The 21,848-nt window shown below is 34.1% G+C and carries 16 protein-coding genes; 5 read left to right on the top strand and 11 right to left on the bottom strand.

The annotated features are described in order from the left end of the window. Positions 1-211: 211 nt before the first annotated feature. Positions 212-1,459 (top strand): tetratricopeptide repeat protein, encoded by a 1,248-nt coding sequence (locus tag HOO91_10975; protein NOU18065.1) that lies wholly within the window; start codon positions 212-214, stop codon positions 1,457-1,459. A 213-nt stretch (positions 1,460-1,672) separates the two neighbouring features. Here HOO91_10975 and HOO91_10970 read toward each other — a convergent pair whose 3' ends face one another. Continuing rightward, positions 1,673-2,779, bottom strand: a complete 1,107-nt coding sequence (locus tag HOO91_10970; GenBank protein ID NOU18064.1) for a hypothetical protein — start codon at positions 2,777-2,779, stop codon at positions 1,673-1,675. Between the two features lie 132 nt (positions 2,780-2,911). Here HOO91_10970 and HOO91_10965 point away from each other — a divergent pair, with 132 nt between their 5' ends. Both HOO91_10965 and HOO91_10960 read left to right on the top strand, forming a co-directional pair. Next, the gene (locus HOO91_10965; GenBank protein NOU18063.1) at positions 2,912-5,977 is read left to right on the top strand and encodes a DUF2723 domain-containing protein; all 3,066 of its coding nucleotides are present in this window, start codon (positions 2,912-2,914) and stop codon (positions 5,975-5,977) included. Between the two features lies 1 nt (position 5,978). Further along, complete coding sequence (locus tag HOO91_10960; GenBank protein ID NOU18062.1) at positions 5,979-6,614, top strand: polysaccharide deacetylase family protein; 636 nt, start codon at positions 5,979-5,981, stop codon at positions 6,612-6,614. 61 nt (positions 6,615-6,675) lie between these two features. Here HOO91_10960 and HOO91_10955 read toward each other — a convergent pair whose 3' ends face one another. From HOO91_10955 to HOO91_10940, 4 genes are all read right to left on the bottom strand, one after another. Continuing rightward, positions 6,676-8,412 carry a DUF2326 domain-containing protein gene (locus tag HOO91_10955; GenBank protein NOU18061.1) on the bottom strand — a complete coding sequence of 579 codons (1,737 nt, stop codon included), beginning with the start codon at positions 8,410-8,412 and terminating at the stop codon, positions 6,676-6,678. Continuing rightward, the gene (locus HOO91_10950; GenBank protein NOU18060.1) at positions 8,403-8,645 is read right to left on the bottom strand and encodes a hypothetical protein; all 243 of its coding nucleotides are present in this window, start codon (positions 8,643-8,645) and stop codon (positions 8,403-8,405) included. Before HOO91_10950 ends, HOO91_10955 begins: the two co-directional genes overlap by 10 nt. Before the next feature lie 3 nt (positions 8,646-8,648). Continuing rightward, on the bottom strand, positions 8,649-9,545 hold the full coding sequence (locus HOO91_10945) for a hypothetical protein (GenBank protein ID NOU18059.1): 897 nt from the start codon (positions 9,543-9,545) through the stop codon (positions 8,649-8,651). 175 nt (positions 9,546-9,720) lie between these two features. Then, positions 9,721-10,920 (bottom strand): nucleotidyltransferase family protein, encoded by a 1,200-nt coding sequence (locus tag HOO91_10940; GenBank protein NOU18058.1) that lies wholly within the window; start codon positions 10,918-10,920, stop codon positions 9,721-9,723. 382 nt (positions 10,921-11,302) lie between these two features. On the opposite strand from HOO91_10940, the gene HOO91_10935 reads away from it, so the two are divergent. Continuing rightward, the gene (locus HOO91_10935; protein NOU18057.1) at positions 11,303-12,202 is read left to right on the top strand and encodes a hypothetical protein; all 900 of its coding nucleotides are present in this window, start codon (positions 11,303-11,305) and stop codon (positions 12,200-12,202) included. Positions 12,203-12,512: 310 nt separating this feature from the next. After that, positions 12,513-13,379 carry a sulfotransferase domain-containing protein gene (locus HOO91_10930; GenBank protein ID NOU18056.1) on the top strand — a complete coding sequence of 289 codons (867 nt, stop codon included), beginning with the start codon at positions 12,513-12,515 and terminating at the stop codon, positions 13,377-13,379. 272 nt (positions 13,380-13,651) lie between these two features. Here the strand turns inward: HOO91_10930 and HOO91_10925 are convergent, their stop codons facing one another. The 6 genes from HOO91_10925 to HOO91_10900 form a co-directional block, all read right to left on the bottom strand. Further along, positions 13,652-14,809: a hypothetical protein gene (locus HOO91_10925; protein NOU18055.1), complete on the bottom strand. Its 1,158-nt coding sequence runs from the start codon at positions 14,807-14,809 to the stop codon at positions 13,652-13,654. Positions 14,810-14,858: 49 nt separating this feature from the next. Further along, entirely contained in the window at positions 14,859-18,782 is a 3,924-nt protein-coding gene (locus HOO91_10920) for a hypothetical protein (GenBank protein NOU18054.1), read from the bottom strand. Positions 18,783-19,117: 335 nt separating this feature from the next. Beyond that, positions 19,118-19,492 carry a hypothetical protein gene (locus tag HOO91_10915; GenBank protein NOU18053.1) on the bottom strand — a complete coding sequence of 125 codons (375 nt, stop codon included), beginning with the start codon at positions 19,490-19,492 and terminating at the stop codon, positions 19,118-19,120. Positions 19,493-19,557: 65 nt separating this feature from the next. Beyond that, a complete protein-coding gene (locus HOO91_10910) occupies positions 19,558-19,977 on the bottom strand; it encodes an SRPBCC domain-containing protein (protein ID NOU18052.1) in 420 nt (139 codons plus the stop codon). Positions 19,978-20,014: 37 nt separating this feature from the next. Continuing rightward, positions 20,015-20,422, bottom strand: coding sequence for a RidA family protein (locus HOO91_10905; GenBank protein ID NOU18051.1), 408 nt, complete (start codon positions 20,420-20,422; stop codon positions 20,015-20,017). A gap of 154 nt (positions 20,423-20,576) precedes the next feature. Next, positions 20,577-21,473, bottom strand: coding sequence for an alpha/beta hydrolase (locus HOO91_10900; GenBank protein NOU18050.1), 897 nt, complete (start codon positions 21,471-21,473; stop codon positions 20,577-20,579). Positions 21,474-21,848: the final 375 nt, after the last annotated feature.

Below are 21,848 nucleotides of genomic sequence, written 5' to 3'. Positions count from 1 at the left end.
ACTAAATTGCTTGTCGATTTAAAGGGTCTTATATGTTATTTTGAATACGATATATTAAGATCCGTTCCGTTTAAAATAGACAATAACTTTTTCAAACATTGTTTTTTCTTAGCTAAAAATGTAACTTTAATCGTCGAAATGCTGTTTATTTAATCTATTTACACCAATTTTGTAAATTAGTAATTACGAAACGAACTGAAAAATAAGGAATATGAAGAAAATTACCATTATTAGCATTTCAGTAGTTGTATTAGTTCTATTAGTTCTTCAACTACTGCGTCCAAAGTTTGCCGAAAATGCTTACTTAAAAGGTAAATTATTATTGGATTCATCACTTTATTCGGAGGCAATAGCAAAAATTGATAAAGCAATATGGCTAAAGAATAAACCCATCTATTTTAATAGCAGGGGTCTTGCAAAATCAGGCCTCACAAAAGACTCTGAGGCTATTATTGATTTTAGCAAAGCTATTGAAATGAATTCCACCGTTTCAGAGTATTACTTGAACCGTGGGGTATCATATCGGAAGTTAAAGGAGTTTGACAGATCTTTGGCTGATATTAATAAAGCTATTGAACTTGATGATTCGAATGCTAAAGCATTTTACAATAGAGGACTTCTAAAAGCAAGCCAAGGACAATTCGATGAAGCGGTTAAAGACTACAATCGGAGTATTGAACTCGATGGTTCGAATATTGAAGCATTCTATAGCCGAGGTGAATCACGTTCACACCTAAATGATTTTATGGGTGCAATTAGCGATTACGATAAGATGATTGAAGGCTCAAATGCCAATGCTGATGCGTACAAGAAAAGAGGAATTTTTAAATTCAACATACAAGATTATGTAGGTGCAGAGAAGGATTTACTTCTTGCATCAGAAAAGGAAAAAAATGATAAAGAGATCTTCTTTTATCTTGGGCAATCAATGTCAAATCAAAATAAATTAGATGAGGCTATTGAGTATTTGAACAAAGCCATTAAGATTGATGGTAAGTATAGTGAGGCTTATAGTGTAAAAGGTGGAGCTTTTCTTAAAAAGAGTGATTTTACAAATGCCATCAAAGAGTTTAATAAAGCAATTGATATCAACAGCAACTTCCTTAAAGCATATTATGGTCGTGGTATAGCAAAAGCATTGAAACAGGATTACAAAGGCTCTGTAGTTGATTTCACGAGAGTGGTGGAAATTGATAAAAATTTTGCTCAGGCATACTACAACCGAGCAGTTTCAAAAGCAATTCTTGAAGATCACAAAGGAGCCCTAGAAGATTATGATTTTATTATTTCAAAAGATCCAAAATATGCCGAAGCATATTATAATCGCGGTGTATCAAGGATGAATACCAAGGATGAAAAAGGAGCCTGTGAGGATTTCAAAAAATCTTTGGCACTTGGTTATAAACCTGCTGAGAAAATGGTTCAGATGTATTGTGGCATTTCGACAGTAAAGCAATAATACTTTATTATGCCCGCTGTAATACCTATAAGCAAAACACAATCCTTTGTCATTCCGGGCGAAGTCTCGGAATCTATAATAAGCTGAAAACTGGATTCCTGCTTTCGCAGGAATGTTGGGGGAAAGTTTATTGTTTTTAGGTATATATTGAAGTTAAAACTGAAGAGAATATAGAAAGGATGGTATTTAGCCATCCTTTTTGATTATTAATATTTAAAGATTGAATAACCCATCGTATACCATTCGGAATGTAAAAGCCCAATCTAGGATGGATGATTTTGTATCATAGTATGTTTCAAATCTACCGCCTAAAGTAAAGCCCTTGGCCACTTCAACTGAATAGATAATCTTTGCAGTATAGAGATTCCGAATTTTAGAATCAAATTCAGGTTTTACAAAAGAGTAGGAGCCAAACAATTCTTCACCTCGCGGATTAACAAACTGTGAGGCATACCAGTAACCAATTTCTCCTCTTAGATTTGGACTTTCAATAAATAGTTTGGGGTAAATAGCCTTTCCGTTTAAATATTTGCTTGATGGATTTGGCGATTTATCGCTTGAAAGAAACCCCATTGTTTCGAAACCCAAAGATGTTTTTTTTGTGCCAATAGGGAAACTATAGGAGAACCCTGCCGCAAGATTAATCATTGTTGTAACATCTAAATTCGAGCTATCTATCTGGCCTCCATTATGAACCCCAAAACCTGCGAAATTTAGTATTAAGCCTGTATTTGTTTTAAAGGTACTTGGTTTAAATATTCCAGAAAAACCCATGGTGAACACCTCTTGAAACGGACTTCCTTGTTTAATATATCGTTCCCAGTTTGTCCATGAATCACCTTTAAATTTTTCGGTATTTGTAAGAAATTGAAGCCCCGTTTCTGGTTGGGAAATTAGTAATCTTTCAGGTTTAAAAAGAGGCTCAGGTAGGTAATGCGCCTGTTTGGAATGAATAGTTCCAAGTATCATCTCTACATTATCCAACAGTTTGACTTCGAGAGAAAGGACAGGCACAAACTTTTCAGTACTATCAGCACCAGCAAAATAGAGAGTGTGGATACCGGCTGAAAATCTAACCTTTTTATTGGGTTGAAATACAATTTTAGGTTGAATAAAGAATCCTGGGTATGTATAACCTTTTTTGGTGTTGCTAACAAATTCTTTATCATCAAAAAAGGCTGATGAATAAGGATTTAAAATAAAAACACTTGTATCACCCTTATCCAAAGATTGATGAGCATTGTATTTAACCCATAATTCTTGTGCATTTGATAATATCGCAAGTATTGTAAGAATAATCAGTATGCTTAGTTTCTTCATTTGTTTTAAGATTTGGGATAAAATTAACTTTTTTTAAATAAATTAGATTGATTTAATGAAAATCACGAACATCTCAACAAAAAATTACATCTAAAAAAATCATACATTTGAACCATTAAAAAAATCATTTATATGCAAACATTTGATAATAAGTCATTCAATAAATTCAACAACCTATTTGGTTGGCTTGCTTTTGCAATAGCAGCCATTGTTTACCTTATAACCATTGAGCCAACCGCTAGTTTTTGGGATTGTGGTGAATTTATTGCAAGCGGTAATAGACTTGAGGTTGGACATCCTCCCGGAAGCCCCATTTTTATGCTAATAATCCGATTCTTTACAATGTTTGCTCCAAGTAAGGAGTTAATACCCGTTTTTGCAAATGCAATGTCGGCTTTAGCAAGTGCTTTTACTATAATGTTCTTGTTTTGGACAATAACTCACCTTGCTCGTAAAATTATTGTTAAAGATGAATCCTACACGTCTTCAAATATTATTTTGATTATTGCTACTGGATTAATAGGGTCGCTTGTTTATACATTTTCCGATACTTTTTGGTTTTCAGCAGTAGAAGGGGAGGTTTATGCATCCTCATCGCTATTTACAGCATTAGTGTTTTGGGCAATTCTTAAATGGGAGAATGTTGCCGATAAACCGTTTGCTAATCGCTGGATAATTCTTATTGCATACTTAATGGGCTTATCAATTGGAGTACACCTACTAAACCTTTTGGCAATTCCAGCAATTGTAATGGTATACTATTTTAAAAAGTATGAAGTCACTAAATGGGGTGTTATAAAAGCCCTTTTTGTTGGGTTCTTATTACTTTTAGCATCACTTGTAATTATAATAAAAGGATTTGTAGTAATTGCTTCAAAAATCGAACTTCTTTTTGTAAATGGATTTGGATTACCTTTCAATTCAGGCGTTTTTTTCTATCTAATATTAGTATTAAGCCTGCTGATTTATGGAATTTATTATACACATAAGAATCAGAAAATAATTGCAAATACAATACTTATAAGCATAACAGTAATGCTTATGGGTTATTGCTCTTATGCTGTAACTGTTATTCGTTCATCGGTTAAACCACCAATGGATCAGAATAATCCTGATAATATGTTTTCGCTACTATACTACATAAATCGTGAACAGTATGGCGATAGCCCATTATTATATGGTAATTCTTTTAATGCGCCTATAATTGGTAGTGAGGAGGGAGCACCTTCTTATGCCCCCAAAGATGGTAAATATGTAATTACTGGTAAAAAGGTAAAGTACATTTATGATGAAAGATTTATGACAGTTTTCCCTCGGATGTTCAGCAATGAGCCAAACCATGTTAGCGCATATAAAAGGTGGACAAATTATAGAGGTATTCCAATTCAAATAACAAATAACGAAGGGAAAGAGGAGACCAGATATGTTCCAAAATTTACGGACAATATCCATTTTTTCTTTAGCTATCAGCTTGGTCACATGTACTGGCGGTATTTTATGTGGAATTTTGCTGGTCGGCAAAACGATTTTCAGGGAAATGGTGATGTTTTAAAAGGAAATTGGATTAGTGGAATACCTGTAATCGATAATCTTAGACTTGGATCACAGGATAAACTCCCAGATGTTTACAAACAAAACAAAGCAAAAAACAGATACTATCTACTTCCATTAATATTAGGCATAGCAGGGTTAATTTACCATTATAGAAAACATCAGAAAGATTTTTGGGTAGTCACTCTTCTTTTTGTTCTTACAGGAATTGCAATAGTTGTTTACTTAAACCAAAAACCCTTTGAACCGAGGGAGAGAGATTACGCCTATGCAGGAAGTTTTTATGCCTTTGCAATATGGATTGGTTTAGGTGTATTGGCTTTGTATGAATTACTTAAGAAGGTAGCTAATGAGCGCATGGCCGCAGTTGGTAGTGGTATTGTATGCGTGATTGCACCATTAACTATGGGGATAGAAAACTGGGACGATCATGATAGATCCGGTAGATATACTTCCGTAGATTTTGGCTACAATATGCTTATTGGTTGTGCTCCCAATGCTGTACTATTCACATATGGTGATAACGATACCTTCCCTCTTTGGTACAATCAGGAGGTTGAGGGGGTTCGACGTGATGTTCGGGTATCAAACCTTAATTATCTTCGTGGCGATTGGTATATAGACCAGATGAAGAGGAAGGCGTACACCTCAGATCCTCTTCCTTTAAGTATGACGCGCGATAAATACTTTTCAAATAAACGCCAAATTGTGCTTGTTGCCGATAGAATTAAAGGTGCTGTTGATCTTAGACAGGCTATTTCATTTATTCTGAGCGATAATGAAATTTCACAAGTTCCATCACCTTATGGCGAAAACGAAAAGATTTGTTACTTTCCTTCTAAATCCCTTTTCCTTCCAGTTGATAAAGATAAAGTCATCAAAACAGGTACGGTAAGACCTGAAAAAGCAAAGGAAATTGTTGATACTATGATCTGGAAAATTAAAGAGAATGTGGTTATTATGGAGGGATTGGTGATGCTAGATCTTTTGGCAACAAATAATTGGGAGCGACCATTATATATAGGGTCAACCGTTTCAAACGATTCGTACCAAAACCTCGATGGCTATTTCCAGCTTGAAGGGATGATGTATAGGATAGTTCCTATAGAATCCCCCAGGCTTGATTATGATTTTGGTAAAGTGGATACAAAGTTGATGTACGATAACATCATGAATAAATATCGTTTTAGAAGTATTGCCAATCCAAAGGTTTACCTCGATGAGAATAATTCACGAATAATCTCTAACTATCGTACCATTTTTGCTCGACTTGCAAACGCATTAGTTGATGAGGGGAAAAAAGATTCCGCAATCACCGTTTTAAATCGATGCATTGAGGTTATCCCTCCAAGTAATGTTCCGTTCAACTACCTCTCCTTATCGCTAGTTGAGGGTTACTATAGAGCCGGTGCGGTTGATAAAGGGATGGCTTATTCAAAAATTATGCTTAAAAGTTCTGCTGATCAGATGAGATTTATCCTGGATCTTTCAAAAGAACAAATAGGTAGACTTCATAACGATATCCAACTCAATATGGCAATTATACAGGAGTTATATAGACTCGCTAATCAGTACGAGAAGGGAAGTCATAAGAAAGAAATTGAAGAGGCTTTCAACACTTTTGCATCGAAGTTAGATAGGTCATAGTATGATAAATCTTAGTCCCCCGCGCTTTTTGACACGCTTGTTTCCATCACTCATCTGGAGTTTTCCAGATGAGCCTGATGGTGTTTTTTTAACCTTTGATGATGGTCCTACTCAGGAAATTACTTTGTGGGTTCTAGATCAGCTTAAGCGTTACGATGCCAAGGCAACCTTTTTTATGCTGGGAAAGAATATAGAGTTGAACCCTGAAATCTACGAACGGGTTGTTGCCGAGGGTCATACTATCGGAAACCACTCCTATAGCCACTTAAAGGGTTGGGCAACTGAAACCGGGCAATACGTTCAGGATGTTGATTTTGCAAACGGGTTTGTTCACAGTAAACTATATCGACCCCCTTACGGTAGGATTAAACCATCACAATTTCGCATTTTGCGAGATCGGTATAAAATAATTATGTGGGATGTACTAAGCATGGATTATAGCCGGAGGGTTTCACCACGGCGGGTTACAAATAATGTGGTTAACCACCTTCACCCTGGAGCAATAATTGTTTTCCACGATTCTAAAAAAGCAGAACGAAACCTTCGATATGCCCTCCCTCGTGTTCTTGAGGCAATATCGCAAAAGGGATTAAAGTTTAAACGGATAGAACAGGATAGTTTTTCGTTTAAAGGTTAAAGTTCAACGAGAAGTTTAATGCTGAATTTGAAAACTTGTGGGAGTTTTGGATCGTGTTTTTTTAATTGTAATCCATGTCAACCTGAATGCCTAAAAGTTTATCTTCTGGTAGTTCATCTTTTAATTCCAAACAAATATTTTGTTGAATAATCGTTTTATACTCATCATCTTTAAGATATTTTTTTACTTCATCTAACTGGTTCTGATTCAATGATAAAATATATTGTTTGCCTGATGTTTTTATGTATTCATTCAGTATTTTAAAGAGTTCTGCTATTTGTCTGGGGTCGGTATCACTTAATAATCTACTATCATGGAAAATGCAATTTACTCTATGTGCGAAACCTTTTAGCAAAATAGTTATGTCGTAACAAAATATTTTTATATTGCCTATGCCATCGGAACGATCTGCAGATATTTTTGCATCAATATGATACCTTATTTGATTGTCACCATCATTATTTTTAACAGTTATTCCTGCTGTTGCATTAGGATAAAATCTTTTTGATAATTCTCTGAAAAAATCAGTAGTAGACTTAATAACTTCCTTTGCATCATCTAAATAATATTGGGTTTTTTCAGTAGAAGCAATAAAATCCTTCTCGGTCTTAATCTTTGATTTTTGGTATTTAGAAATTAAAGTATCATAGCGTTGAATATTTTCTTCTTTCGCTTTTAAATCCGCTAGTTTATCTTTTAGTTTTAATACAATATCTAAAGCATGGTGAGTGTCTAAATACTTAAGTTTTGTATCTAGTTCAATCTTTTTTTGATCAATATTTGTTTGCAGATCGTTTAAAGAACGCAATAACTCATTCTTTTTATCTAATAGTCTCTTTTCTCTATTACTCGATAAATGTTCGTAAAATTTTTCTAAATCTTCTAACGTTTTTAATGATTCTTGATTAAAAATAGTAGATGTCTCTTTGTAGATTTTTTCAATATTTTCTCTCTTAATATCTGGAGAAATCTTTCTGCTTTCTTCAATATTAAGAATTTGATTTTCAAGAAGTGTAATTTTATTCTTTGCCTTTTCAATATCAATCTTAGTTTTATCAGCATCTTTGTTAATATCGTAATAGTCATCGGCTACTTTAAAAGCCTTTAGGTCATTCTCAAGTTTCAAAATATCCTCTTTTACTTGTTGCCCTTCAAGAGTAGCGTCTTTCTTTTGATTAAAAAAATCTTTAAGCAACTCATCTTCATTCAGTTCTTTAACTAAATTTCTAATCCTTTCTTTTTCCTTACGAAGTTTAAATTTTTCTTCAACTAACAAAACATCTAGTCCTAACAATAAAGCATTAGTTATTTGAATCTGATAATCTTTTTTAACCGCATTAGGATTATTGTAATCGCTATAAGAAGTTTTTCTAGGTCTTATAAAAAATGGAAGCAATGACCTATAGCTTAATTGACTTGTTTCTGCTGGAATATCAAATAACAAATCCTCAAACTTATTCTTGAATTTTGTAACTGAAATTTCTTGACCATTTAAAACGATTTTATCTTGCTTATCTGTTGTTCTTTCTGATTTAAATATATTACCTCCTATCTTAAATGTAAGTGTAAATGACCAACCTGATAGTTCTTTTTTGAAACTATCTTTTTTACTCGAACCTAAGCAAAAATGCACAAGTGCTATAATTAATGATTTACCAACACCATTTGTTGTATTTCCCTTTTTATCTGATGATTCTGGATTTTTTTGAATGGCAACAATAAAATTCAAACCAACCTCATTTTTAAAATGGACAGGTCTAAAAGATTCCTTATTTGCGGTTAATGAAATTAATTGCATTTGTATATTAATCCGTTTTTCTGGTCAATTGCATTTATTCCATAAAGGAAAATAAAAGTCATTATTAAATTGTCAAAACTATGCTTGGCAATGTAATACTCTTTTGATATATCTGCTTGATATATCTTCCAAATATCATCTATACTCATTGGCTTGTCAAGTTTCGAAAGCAGGTAACTTCCAAACCCTAACAGAGATTGAGAAAAATTAATATGTTTAGAAGGCATTATCATTTTCTATTCTTTTAAAGGTTCTTCAAAAATATCACAACTTTCAAAATATTTAGCCATTACTGCTAAAATAGGTGTAAGAAATGCTTGCTCATTCTTAGGCATACATTTGTTTACTATTTCCCAAAATAAAGAATCGCCATTGTAACTTGGCTTTAATTCTTCATAAAGACCTATAAGCTTTTTTTGTAACTCTTCAGCAAGAAAGTTTTCATTTGCTAAAAATTCATTTAATGCACCAAGACTAAAGGATGCGGTATCTAAATGTTGTTTTGTTTCTTTGCTAATGTTGTTAAATATTATTTTTTCATCCCAATCTGGAAATTTAATTCGGCCGGAAATAGGATTAACTGGAAGTTTCATTATATATCCAACAACCTGAGTTAAAACTGAGAAATTCAAATTAGTTATTTGTTCTAAATTAGGTAGATAACTTACAATTTTAAGTATTTGGTCGTCTGGTAATTCAAAAACGATTCTTTCTAAATCTTTAGCAGTTAATATTTTACCTTTAATTAATGAGTTGTCTTTTACGATATTCGCAATTGTTTGATTGGCGTCAGCATTTACACCCTTATACTTATCATTAACAACAAAATAAAATTCTTTTACAGGATTCCACTGTGAAACTAATCCTGCAAAATCCTTCTCTAATTTAACGATAGCATCAGGATAACTTTTACTAATATCTTCAGGGGCAAATACTTGATAGAATATACCCTTGCTTCTAATGAAACCATCATTTTTTCTATCTCCAATATTACCCCAAGGTTTGATCTGCTCAAATTCAGGTTCAGCATAATTCATAACCTGAGTAAATAAGTCTTCAAAAGCATTTCCATCAGACCGTCTTATCTTATTTTCAAAAAATATCCTTACTAGAGTTTTTTCCTCTGTTTTCATATGGCAAAAGTACAAAAATCATTTAACCAAATTTGGGGGGTTATGAGTGTTTTTTTTAGCATGAGGCATAACTTGTTTGTGCTTTTACTTTCTAAAAGTATTCAATAATTTTAACCAACCCTAAACCAAATTTTTTCAAATGATTACACGATTCCAAAAATTGAACTATTACGTTTTAACTTTCCCTCTTTTTCTTCACAATATAAAAAGTATAAAACCAAATAAAGGGTCGTAGCAAGAAATACAAGAAGAATAAACTATCGGGGAGTTTTACCCTTTTCCAATCGTTAAAGTTAGGATGTAGAATCGACCAGCAACTTAGTTTATAGTTAATGTTCCGTTTTAATTTCATCTTATAGAAAGGAATTCGCAGGCGGGTAATTTTTTGCGAAAGGGTCTTTTGTTCACTGCCAATAGCCGCAGTTACAGCAAAATTTGTAATGCTTTTTACCAGATTATTTGACTTTGTGATTGCTGAATGTTCTGGACTTCCAAAAAATAGATTCGATAGTATAATTGCTTGCTGAACGGGTCTTTCGTTACCATTTTTCTTTGCATTGATAAGTAGTTCATCAAGATGGTTTTCCTTATCATTTAAGAGTTGAGCAATATCGCGAAGCCAAAGAAGCCGAAACCACTGATGTAATGAGCCGTGTAAACAAAGATATTCAAAGCAATGTTTTTTCGATAACACATGAATAGGACTACCCGCCATATTTAATTCCTGCCTTTCGGCAAATACCTGCTCTGTTGGGGTAGGGAAGAGGATCTTTTGTGAAAATAACCGCCAGTGAATCTCAATTAAACAACCATTGTGAGGATTTCTGTAGGCGTATTGATTCTTATAGTGCTGATAAAATATTTTTTGCTTTTTTGAAAGTTCAAAATCTGGGTAAACCCTTCTATATCCTTCGTTTCTAAGGATTTCATTAACCCTTTCAATATTATCTGGGAGAATAAGAATATCAATATCACGGGAGGGTCTAAGAGCATCATTGTTATAAATTTGCTGTGATAGGAATGGCCCTTTAAGTAGAATACTCGGAATACCCTCACGATTTAAGATGTTTGATATCCGAATTCCCTCTGATGCAAGTTTTAGAACGTGTTGGGTTTGAACTATAAACTTTTCTTTAAGAATTGATGGTGTTTCAATGGGAAAATTCACGGATTCTGCACGAATATTCTTGAAAAGCATCGGGAGCAACTTGTGTCGTTCGCTAAGAAGAATCAATCGTTCCCAGCTAAAAGGCTTTACCAACAAATCCCTAACCTCCGCCCTGCCTATGCTTTCTTCTGCCGAACAAACCGATATCAGCAACCTTTGCTCAGGCGTTAAATAGGAAATTAGTTGTGAACGGTTAGTTATGTGCATACCAAAGTGGTTAGTAAGAGGTAAAGGTAAAAAAATCGGGGTATACACATATCCACATTCATTCTAAAACTCCAATCATATTAAAAGATTCCTTACATTTGTTCTTGAACAGACGATAAATTCTAAGAAACTGTTTAAGTCTTGGAAAAAAAATATATGTTTATACTATAAATGTCATTTCATGAGCAATGTATGGTGAAGTGCATCCCCTCCTTTTTTAAGGAGGGGCCGGGGAGGTAAATTCAGTACTAATGCGATTTTCCTAATTAACCCCCTTGTGTTCCCCCTTAAAAAAGAGGGAAATCCAACCCACATTGATTCATTGAAAATCTTTAAAAATCAAGCGGTAAAGATTTGAATAGCTTCTAATATTTTATATTTTTTGGCAACCACCCATACATATAAAGCGTTTGGTCTAACAATTCAATCGGAAATTGAACTACCAGAACTGTCTTTATTTATAGGCAAAGCCGATATAAATATTTCGTTGGGGACGACTCCCAAAACATTAGAAAATCCTTTGTTTACAGGCGTTCGATTTTTAACCAAGCACAATGAATTTCTTTTAAAGGTTGACCGAATTGCAAATTACTATGTAACAGGAGGCAATCAAATAACCATTGAGTTGATGCCCGATGTGGATTTTGCCGATGTTCGCCTATTCTTATTGGGTTCAGCATTTGGTGCGCTAATTCACCAAAGGGGATTGTTGCCATTTCATGGTAGTTCTGTGAATATCAATAATTCAGGGGTAATATTCTCCGGTCATTCGGGTGCCGGAAAATCAACTATTGCAGCAGCCTTAAGCAAAAAAGGATATTCAATCCTTTCGGATGATGTGAGTGTTATATCATTGATAAATAATGAGATACCTTTTATTGTTCCTGGATATCCTCAAATGAAACTTTGGGCCGATTCAATATCCAAGCTTGGGGATGAATCATCGCAATATGTCATAATTCGAAAGCAGGTGGAGAAGTATAATATTCCAATTGATAAGTGCTTTCATGAAGAACCGCTTCCTCTAAAAAATATCTTTATTATAGTTCCTAGTAATCTTGGGGAGCTCAAGGTTGAATCTTTGAAAGGTGTTGAGAAGTTCAACCTGCTAAAATATCATACATATCGATTTAATTTTATAGCAGGACAGGAGATGCAGGCGAATCATTTTAAATATTTAACCACAATTTCAAAGCATGTTAATGTTTTGCGACTAATTCGTCCTTCAAAAAAATTTATGTTTGATGAGATGATAAATCTGATTCTTGAGAATATTAAATAATCTGTAACTATTTGGTAATAAAAAAGATATCACGCCAAGTCGCTAAGACGCAAAGAAGATAAGATGGAAGAGAAACACAGTTAAAATCAATTGAAATACTATGATTAGAGTATACCAAATTGAACCTACGGTTTGTATGCAAAGAGAAAAAACCTTTAGTTTTTGCTCCCTTGGCGTGCTTTGCGACTTTGCGTGAACCCAGCAGGGCTTAACGAGATTAAGTTTTAATGATTGCTATAACTTGTAATTTTTACTTTCAAAGAGAATAGTTTCTCAAATATAAACTGGAGTAGTTACAATAATCTCTTGCATGGATGATTTAAAAAAAATAGTGTGGCTGGCTTCTTACCCAAAATCAGGGAATACGTGGTTTCGGGTTTTCCTCACTAACCTATTGAATAAAACCGATCAACCTGCTGATATTAATAATTTATATACAACACCCATTGCTAGTAGTCGTGAACTTTTCGATGAGGCAACAGGTCTTTCATCGTCCGAATTAACATCCGAGGAGATCGATTTACTTCGCCCCCAAGTTTATGAATTTATATCCCGAACATCAAACGAATTACAATACCAAAAGGTTCATGATGCTTGGCAAATCACTAAGTCTGGAGAACCAATGTTTTCGGATACTATTACAAGATGTGTTATCTATTTTATTAGAAACCCGTTAGATGTTGCTGTCTCTTTTTCTAATCATCTTAGCAAACCGCACGAGGATATTGCTAAGATTCTATCCGATAAATCCTTTGCATTTAGCAGTAACCCAAATCGATTTCACCTTCAGTTTAGGCAATGCCTACTCTCGTGGAGCGATCATATTCATAGTTGGGTGGATGAATCTGGACTTCCCATTCTTGTTGTTCGGTACGAGGATATGAAGGGTAATACATTTGAAACATTTAAAAAGGCTGTAAATTTTCTAGGTTTGGTTGCATCCGATGAGGATATTCTAAAAGCTATTCGCTTTAGCGATATTAAGGAGATGCAAAAGCAGGAAAGCCAAAGCGGATTTAGTGAAAAACCCACCAAGGCAGATTCATTTTTTAGAAAGGGCGAAATCGGTTCGTGGAGATCAGAACTAGCCCCTGAACTAGTTGATAGTATTTGTAAAGATCATCGTGAAATGATGATTCGTTTTGGGTATTTGGATGATAAGGGGTTTCCTGTTTAAATTGAACTCAATGTAATAAAAAGGATATTTGTTTGCTGATGTAGATTTTAATATTGCGGTGCGATGCACCTTATTTTCTTGAATTGTATAATTGGACTACAAATATTATGCGGCTCTGCTGCTATGAGAAATGTATTCAAGCCTTGGGTGCGTAGCACCTTAATATTTGTAGACATTTCATGACCATAAGAATACAATAGGTACAGAGTACCGTAATCTTTTGAAATTATTTGACAATCAGGCAGGTAGTCATTAATTTCTTATATTGATCTTTACGGCAAATTAATCGTGAAAAGAACCTGCCGTTTAAGAACCTCTTGTCCGTTTGCCCAATCGTAAAAATATCGCACTGGTGCAATTCCAACTACCTTTTTTTCTAGTTGTAAGGTTTCCACATCAAAATACCACTCCTCAATAAAAACTACAGAAATTATCTCGGAAGTTAAATCTACCTCAACAGCTCTCTCTTCATTCTCTCCACTCAAAGGATTTGTAGCTATTAGGATTTTTGGTTCAATAACTCTCCCTTTTGCCTCCTGGGATGTTAACTTAGCGGAAGTATAATAATCGTAAGCAATTGCATTCCCTGAATATACATTATCTAGTAGGGTTTTAATAAAAATGAACTGGTTAAAGCCATTAAAAAAGGGTGATATTGTATTGCTATATATCTGGCTAAGTTGAAAATCTAGGTCGTTTTGACTTAATCGTTTTGCAACCAAGTCGCTAAAAATATCATTCCGATATGCCCCATCAAAATTAAATAGATGCTCGTACTTAACTTGTGCGGCAAGTTTAAGTTTTGATTTATCAATCTTATAATTCGGATTGTTGTATAGCCTAAATACTTTCCTGTAACGGAATTTATCGAAATCGGAAAAGTCGTCTAAATATCTTCTAACAGGTTCATAAGCATAAACTTCCTTGTGAAAACTTAAAGGGTTGGCAGTTAAACTCCATCCCTCAATAAAATTAATTGATGATAGTTCTTTGGGCTCAATTTCATGGTAAGATACCATCACATCAATAGTACTATCATCGTTAATTTTCCTCACCGTATCGGTTCTTTGCCCTAGGTTACTTTGGATTTCGGTTAATGCTAAGGGTTCATTTTGATCTAATGCGCTAAATGGGAAAAACTCATCTGATTGAGAAGGATCAAATACTTTAAAATTGCCAGATAAAACCTTATCAACGATTACCTTTTGTATTTCGATAAGTGCCTTAAAGTCAAATATCGGCATAGAAGGAAAATTCCTTTGAACGCTATCTTTTGAATCTAGATATAGAGAATCAAACCCAACCTGTTCCGATATTATTAGTTTTTCTGGTAGAAGAAGGTTGTCCTTTCTAAAGCCTGAAATTTGTGAGAAGAGATTGCTACTAATGGCCATGCAGGCAATTAGTATGTTTAATTTTATTATTTTCATAATCAATGTGTTACAATTTTTTATAATACATTCAAACAATGCTTGCTTTTTATTTTCCTCCCGTTGTATCAAATAAACCGCTGAATTTTAGGAACACGCCCAGAAGCGATCCTACTGAAATTAAAATTGTAGTAAGATTCGATAGGAAGCTTAGCTGTGTAGCAATTAGAAAAACAAAAATACTTGCAGCAACAAAGATTAAGGGCCCTTTGAAACGATGCCAATTACCCAGAACAATAATTTTTTTCATTCTCTCTTCCAGGTCTTTTTTATCGGCGGTTGTTAGAATAAAATTCTTAAACCCTTCGCTGGTAATTGTAACCCCATTATCACAAATTATAAGCCCTTTTCCAATTAATGATTTAAGAATCTTTTCATTCTGCACATTAACAACTCCATCTTGCGCTAAATCGAATAAAACAAACCGCTCACTGAAACTTAGCCTATTCCAAAGAAGTGTGTAATAGGGTTGTGCCAATTCTTGAATTTTGAGTATCAGGGAATCCCCACAATTCTGACGTTCCTTATCATAATATTCGTAAACAATTGACTCAAGGTTCATCAGATGCGACTCAAAACCCAATTCCTGTTGAACAGTTGATTCATAAACACCAAAATGGGGCATTGGTCTAGGCTCTGTAAACACCATACAATGGAAAACTGGTAAACGAGAAAATACTTTTTCGAAACTGTGAATTAATATTTGGTGATAATTTTCATCGTCAGAAATTTTCCAAAAGCCAACATATTCGTCGATTAACGATTGCGGATCGGTGTGAAGCATTACAATAACTCGTATTGGAGGGTTAATGTCCAACAGCATTTCTAACCTGCTAATTTTTGCTTTAAACAGATTTGAATACACTAGATTGCTGTCGAACCCAATAACGAAGAGCGGTTCATTGGCCTTTAATTCTGGAATCTTAATATGGCTACTTGAAATATTGATAAATTTATCCGCTGTAGATTTTGCATACGCTCTCTCATCGAAGTGAATATTTACGATAGTTGCACTTAATTTGCTTTCATCGAGCAGTTTAAGACAATCATCGAAATTATAGGGCTTATAATCCTGAATATCGAAATGGAAAAGTTTTCGGGAAAGGTATCTAAGCAAGAAATAAATAGTGATAATAAGAACTAATGCTAAAAACCAAGAGATTAAAGAAAATCCTTCCTTTTTTAGAGGATGAAAATTGGCAAAATTCGCCGTTGAGGTGATGATAAATCGTGCCTCCTCCTTTTTTCTTGAATCGTTACTGTTAAAAGCATTAAAACTCAATGAGGACGTGCCTTTCTCCACTCTTGGAATAACTTGTGGGTTTACAACTAAATTATCTTGTTCGCCTAAAAATTTGTTGAAGTATAAATGAAAAATTATGTTCAACTCTAGCGATTTATCAGAGTTTTCAGCTGGTTTAATTATCCTTGAATCAGTTTTGCAGCACGTGTTTTCGAAAAATGAAATGTACCTTCCTTGTTGCAATCGTTTATTAATAATTGATGTGTCGGTAACTAGCAAGGATTTGTTGTAGAATTTATATGTTTTTTCGGTTCGTGCGTTTATTTGTTGCGCAATGGATATTTGTTGGTTTGTAACATAGTTGCTGTATTCATGTTTAAATGTTTTTTTAACAATAAGGAATGATGGTATTATTGCGGCTAAAACTAGCCAGCTAAAAAGAAAAGGAGTGTAGGGATGAATTTTTTTAAATGGGTTAAACTTTAAAAGAAAATCGAGGTGGTTGAACACCATTAGGTAGACTGTAATTAAAAACAGTTGACTTAAAATTATAATACTGAAGTTTATATCCACTCCATTTAAAAAATACCCAAGAATATCTATAATCATCAAAGTAAATATCAACAATGAATAATAGATTATTTTCCTATTTAGATTTCTTTTAACAGTATCATTATTCTGCCTTAGATTATAAAAAGCAAAAAAGAAACTGGATACAATTATTATTGCAGAAATAAGAACTGAATGTATAGGTGTAAAATTTTGATAAATGTTCCCCAAGGAAAATATTATTAAACATAGGGTTATGAAAATGTTACTGATTATAAGACCCTTGTATTTCCTTTCGTTGTGCTTATTTAGTATTATCCAGCTAAGAAAGTAACTCTTACCTGCTAGTTTACTACTTTTATAATCAACAACCTTAATAGAGATGTAGAGCAGTACTAAAAAAATAAAAACCGATATCAAGGCAATAAAGGCGAAACCGCAAGCCTGTACTGTAATAAGTTTAATTCCAAAGGGGTCGCACATTGTTACTAGGTAAAGTTGGGTATTCTTAAGTGCCGAAACGTTTAGGAAATAGGTTTTTCCATGTACTTTAGCCTTAAATAAATCGCCAACACCTGAACGAATAGCCGTTGCTAATCGTTGATTCTGATTACATGCATCAATAAAATCTTCTTTTATATAAAGTGTATTTTTAGAATGAAACCAGACTTTTCCCGAGCCATCAACTAAGCAATATTCATATCCATCGGGGATAATGGGATCTTTTAAAGAGTACATTTCCGATGTAATGGCCATAAGTTTTGCTTTCTTATTCCAATTTTTTGATTCAGTTGAAAAAGCCAGCAGCCATTCCCCTGTTGTATTGGAATATATAGGCTCCACATTGTACAAGCACAATGTGTTATGTTTATGGGTATGCTCCCACGACCATTTGCTGTAATTTTTAACGTATTCGCGATCCGATAGGAGCGATAGTGAACCCTCGCTAGCCCGCGTGGAGAGCTGCATTATTTGATTATCGGTTGAGTCGACCCAAAAAAATGTTTTAAAATTTTGTGTTTTTTGGGGAAAGAATTTTGATTTACTATTTGAAAGAATAGCTTTTTCTGTTCTCCCTTGAGTTGGCGTAATTAGGCTGTCGTAAGCACTCATCTGCTCAAGCAGAGACTCTGATTCTTTATAAAAAGAATCAGAAATAGAGTTGCTTAAGGATTTTAGGTTATTATGTATATTATTTTTAGATTGGAAAATTATATAGGCATCCGTAGTTAAAATAACAGCAATTATTACACCTGCTACAAACGATATACCTCCCAGAGATAAGCCGAATCGGGAAAGCCTTTCAAAAGGACCCATCAACAATATCTTTATCAGAGGAAAATTAAAGAGTATAATACCCAGCGTAAGAATAAAGATAAAAACTGTTGTTGAATCTAGCCCACGCTTCATTCCGAGGTAGGTTTTAATTTCGATAAAGCCACCAAGGTAGTACTCTTTATTATTGAACGTTAGTGGTACAATAAACATCTCATATTCTTCGCCTTGAATGCTTATTTGCCTAACTGTACCCGCTTGTAGAACGGGAAATTTGCTATTAATTGAATCGGCGTTACTTTGAATACTTCCAAGCGATTGTTTGGGTGCAGATTTGTTTATTGATTCGTAAACGCTGCATTCTGTTAGTTCAATATTAAATGGGAATGTGTTAAATACCAGTGTTTCATTTTTTACCGATTGCCGTTTTATCAGGATATATTGGGAGAAAAGATCTTTTCTCAGCAGGGAATTAAGAAAAGCGGAGTATGAGATTTGTAAATATTTTTTCCCCCCAACATCGGGTAAATTCGTAATAGGAAATGATAATAAATTGTCGGAGATATTGGAACTAATAGTGGTACGACTGAAAAAATTGCTTCGTAGGGCAAGACTATCCTTATAAGAGTTAATTATTTTGTCGATTCTAATTTTATCAACGTTTTTTTTGATAATTCTCTTCCCAGATTCCTTACTGATTAAATTCTTCCCTAGTCTTTGTAGGGTTAAATCCTGCTCCTTAATTGCCCTGCTTAACTCGTTAAGCACATTAAACCCTCGTTGCTGGAGAGCACGCTCATTTTTATAAATGCTGATAAAAAAATAGATGCTCAACGATAGGATTATTAGCAAGAATACGCCCAGCGCAATTCCAGATACTCCACGGAAAGGGTTTGTAAACTTCATACCCTAAATTATTTAAGTTGATAACTAGAAATCAGCTATAATATTGATATTTAGAATTATAACTGATGCCAAAATAACACCCAGATTTCAGATTATCGCATTTTGCGATTATTCTTTTTTAGGGGTTTAAATCTTCAAAATGGGGTGTTAATTATTACCCTAAGATACAAATGTTTATAAGAATAAAATTATCGTATTTAGCATTAAACATCAAACCATTACAAATTATTTTATTTAAGGGCATAATGAATTATTTAGATACACAATGAATTAAAATATAAAAGGCATAACCCTTTCGAATTATGCCTTTGCCCTGCAAAATAATTAAGTATGAATTATGATTTGCTATCTGATCCCGTTGTTTCTCTGGCAAGAACAAAAACTCCGCAGATATCCTCGCTGTCGAAGCTATGCCCTACAATTTTGCCCTCGTGGGTTAGCGTACCCTCTAATGTGTCTAGGTTATAATCAATAATTACAGAACCATCAGGCGATAAGGCTTTTTGCCCCTTTAAACTTATCTTGTTTCCATGTATCGTTCCCGAAATCTCCTGATGGACAAAAAAAGGCTCATCATCCTCAATCTTTTCCTCGTACTCAAGATAACCAGTTATGCTATTCTCATTCTGGATAAAGAACGCAAAACCATTATCCAAGCCACATTCAAACTCCTCGCTAAAAATCCATTTCCCTGATATGTTGTGAACCATAACGAATGTTTTTCCAAAGATAGCTGATATAGCGACTTGGTTCTATAAAATTATTTATTTCAGCATCAGGATTCAATTAAAGCCTTTAAAGCACCCATTACTGGATTTTCTTCTCCTTGAGGGGCTTCCTGAACTGCTCCTGGTCTACTGTCTTCTTGTACAATATCGAGGCGGATAGAATTTTTTTCTTCGGTCAAAATGTAATTCATTACGAAATTATTTGCAGGTATATCTTCAAGGTCTGGACGGGGAGCAAAAAGGCTATATCTAATTAATTTATAAGGTGTAACCTCCAATATTTTACCCCATTGCTCAAATATTTGACCTTCCCATTCAGATCTGAATCTGATTCCACTGCCCACTTTCCAGTCGGTAATTAAGTCGCTACCATATTGCCATTGTTTTACTAGTTCAGGCTTTGTTAATGCATCCCAAATTTTATTTACAGGGGCATTTAGACTAATTGTTGAGATACTTTTTATCATGTTCTGATTTGTTTTTGCTGTTCCCAAGTGTTCAAAATTACTCGGAAATAAATGCGGTTGCATCAATTTCTATCAAAAAATCGGGATTCATTAGCCCCGCTACAAAAAGCACCGTAATCACAGGTGGGTTTGAAGTACTTTTCATAAATGCCTGAGATGTTTGAAATGCCATGTAAGCATTTTGTCCTTGTACAATATAGATGTTGAGTTTTATAATATTATCAAATGAAGCATTGCAATCGGAAAGTGCAATCTGAATATTTTGCATTATTTGTGCTGTTTGTGCTTGAATATCGCCTTTACCAACAATCTCACGGTTTGCATTAACAGAATTTTGCCCACCAATATAAATTGTTTTACCATTTCCCTGTGTTGTAATAACTTGTGAGAATGCAGGGTTTTTCATAAGCCCATCGGGATTGATATGCTTAATTTTCTGAGTCATTTTTTAAGTTTGTAAGATGTATTCTTAATGCTTGTGTGTGTTTTAGTATGCCGAATCGAAATTCATGTTTAGTAATTGATCAGAAAAACGTAATACCATAAATGCATATTTTGTAACTTGTTGTTAGCATTACTAAGTATTGTATTTTGATTTTTTACTTTGATAGTATTTCATACAATTTATTCTTAAAATCTAATGGATTATCATGCATCATCGCATGGCCAGCTTTAGAAATAATCGATATTTTAAGCCCTAATTTTTCAAGCTCCTGTTTTGGATATTCACCCAAACTTAATTCCCCAACAATAATGTATTTGTTTTTTGTAAACGCCTTAATCACTTCTCTTTGGATTGGTTTAGTACCTTCTAATAGTTTTGTAGCGCTTCTATGAATAGCAATAGGTGTGCTTAGTAAAAAAGTACCATAATATATTGCTAAACTCGATTTGGGATCACAAAATGATTTAAGACTCTGTGCATAAATATAATGCCCTCTATTTACATAAGTATCTTCAGCTTGAGATGCAATAATCTTGCTACCAGAACCAATCCCAGGATCCAAATTGGGCTCCATGAGTATTAAGTCTTCAATTCTTTTGCTGTCTTTCTGGGCTAACGCTATAGAAATAACACCTCCCATACTATGCCCAACGAGTGAGTATTTTTCTATTTTTAGTTCATCTAACAGGTTAGAGACAATATCGGCTTGTTGATATAAGTCGTATGAATAATTTGAGGGTTTGTCGCTAATCCCAAAACCTAATAAGTCAATAAGTATTAATCGATATTTACTAAAACGGTTATCGGTTAATAAGCCTGAAAAATCGACAATTGAGGAAGAGCCTAGTCCATGAAGAAATACAATATTCTTAGTTCCCGAACCGGTATCAAAGTATCTTACGTATGATTGTAGGTTTTCAACCCTAAACACTTTCATTTTTCTTTCAGTTAATTTATTGGTTTCAACTTGCATACTATCAATTACTGGTTTTTCTTGAGCAAAGCAAAAATAAGAAGAAAACATAAATACCATTAATATTTGTTTTTGCATGGTAGTTGGTTTAATTGGTTGTGATTTAACATCAGTTCGATATAAGAAACAATGGAAAATAGGAATAATGGAATACTGGAAGATATAAGCAAGAATCAAACCTTGTGTTATCCATTATTGACTTCGTCGAGTTCCGCTTCGCTCCAGTTCCATCATTGGCTTCGCCGAACTCGTAAACTCGGTTCCAACCTTCCATTATAGCACTAAATAATCACATGTCTCTGTAAATGAATACATTACCATATTTCTTATATCGAATTCTAAGATACAAACAAATTTTTAATCAAAATTATGTTCATAAAGTTTTACAAAGGGTGTCTGCCTCTTGACCGCAGCAAATACCCTGTTGACCAGCTTGCAGCGGATGGCGTTAAT

The organism is Bacteroidales bacterium, assembly GCA_013141385.1.
In the GTDB taxonomy this organism is placed as follows: Bacteria; Bacteroidota; Bacteroidia; order Bacteroidales; family Tenuifilaceae; genus UBA8529.
Note: the sequence above shows the minus strand (reverse complement) of the source record. Positions and strands in the feature narration are given on the sequence as shown.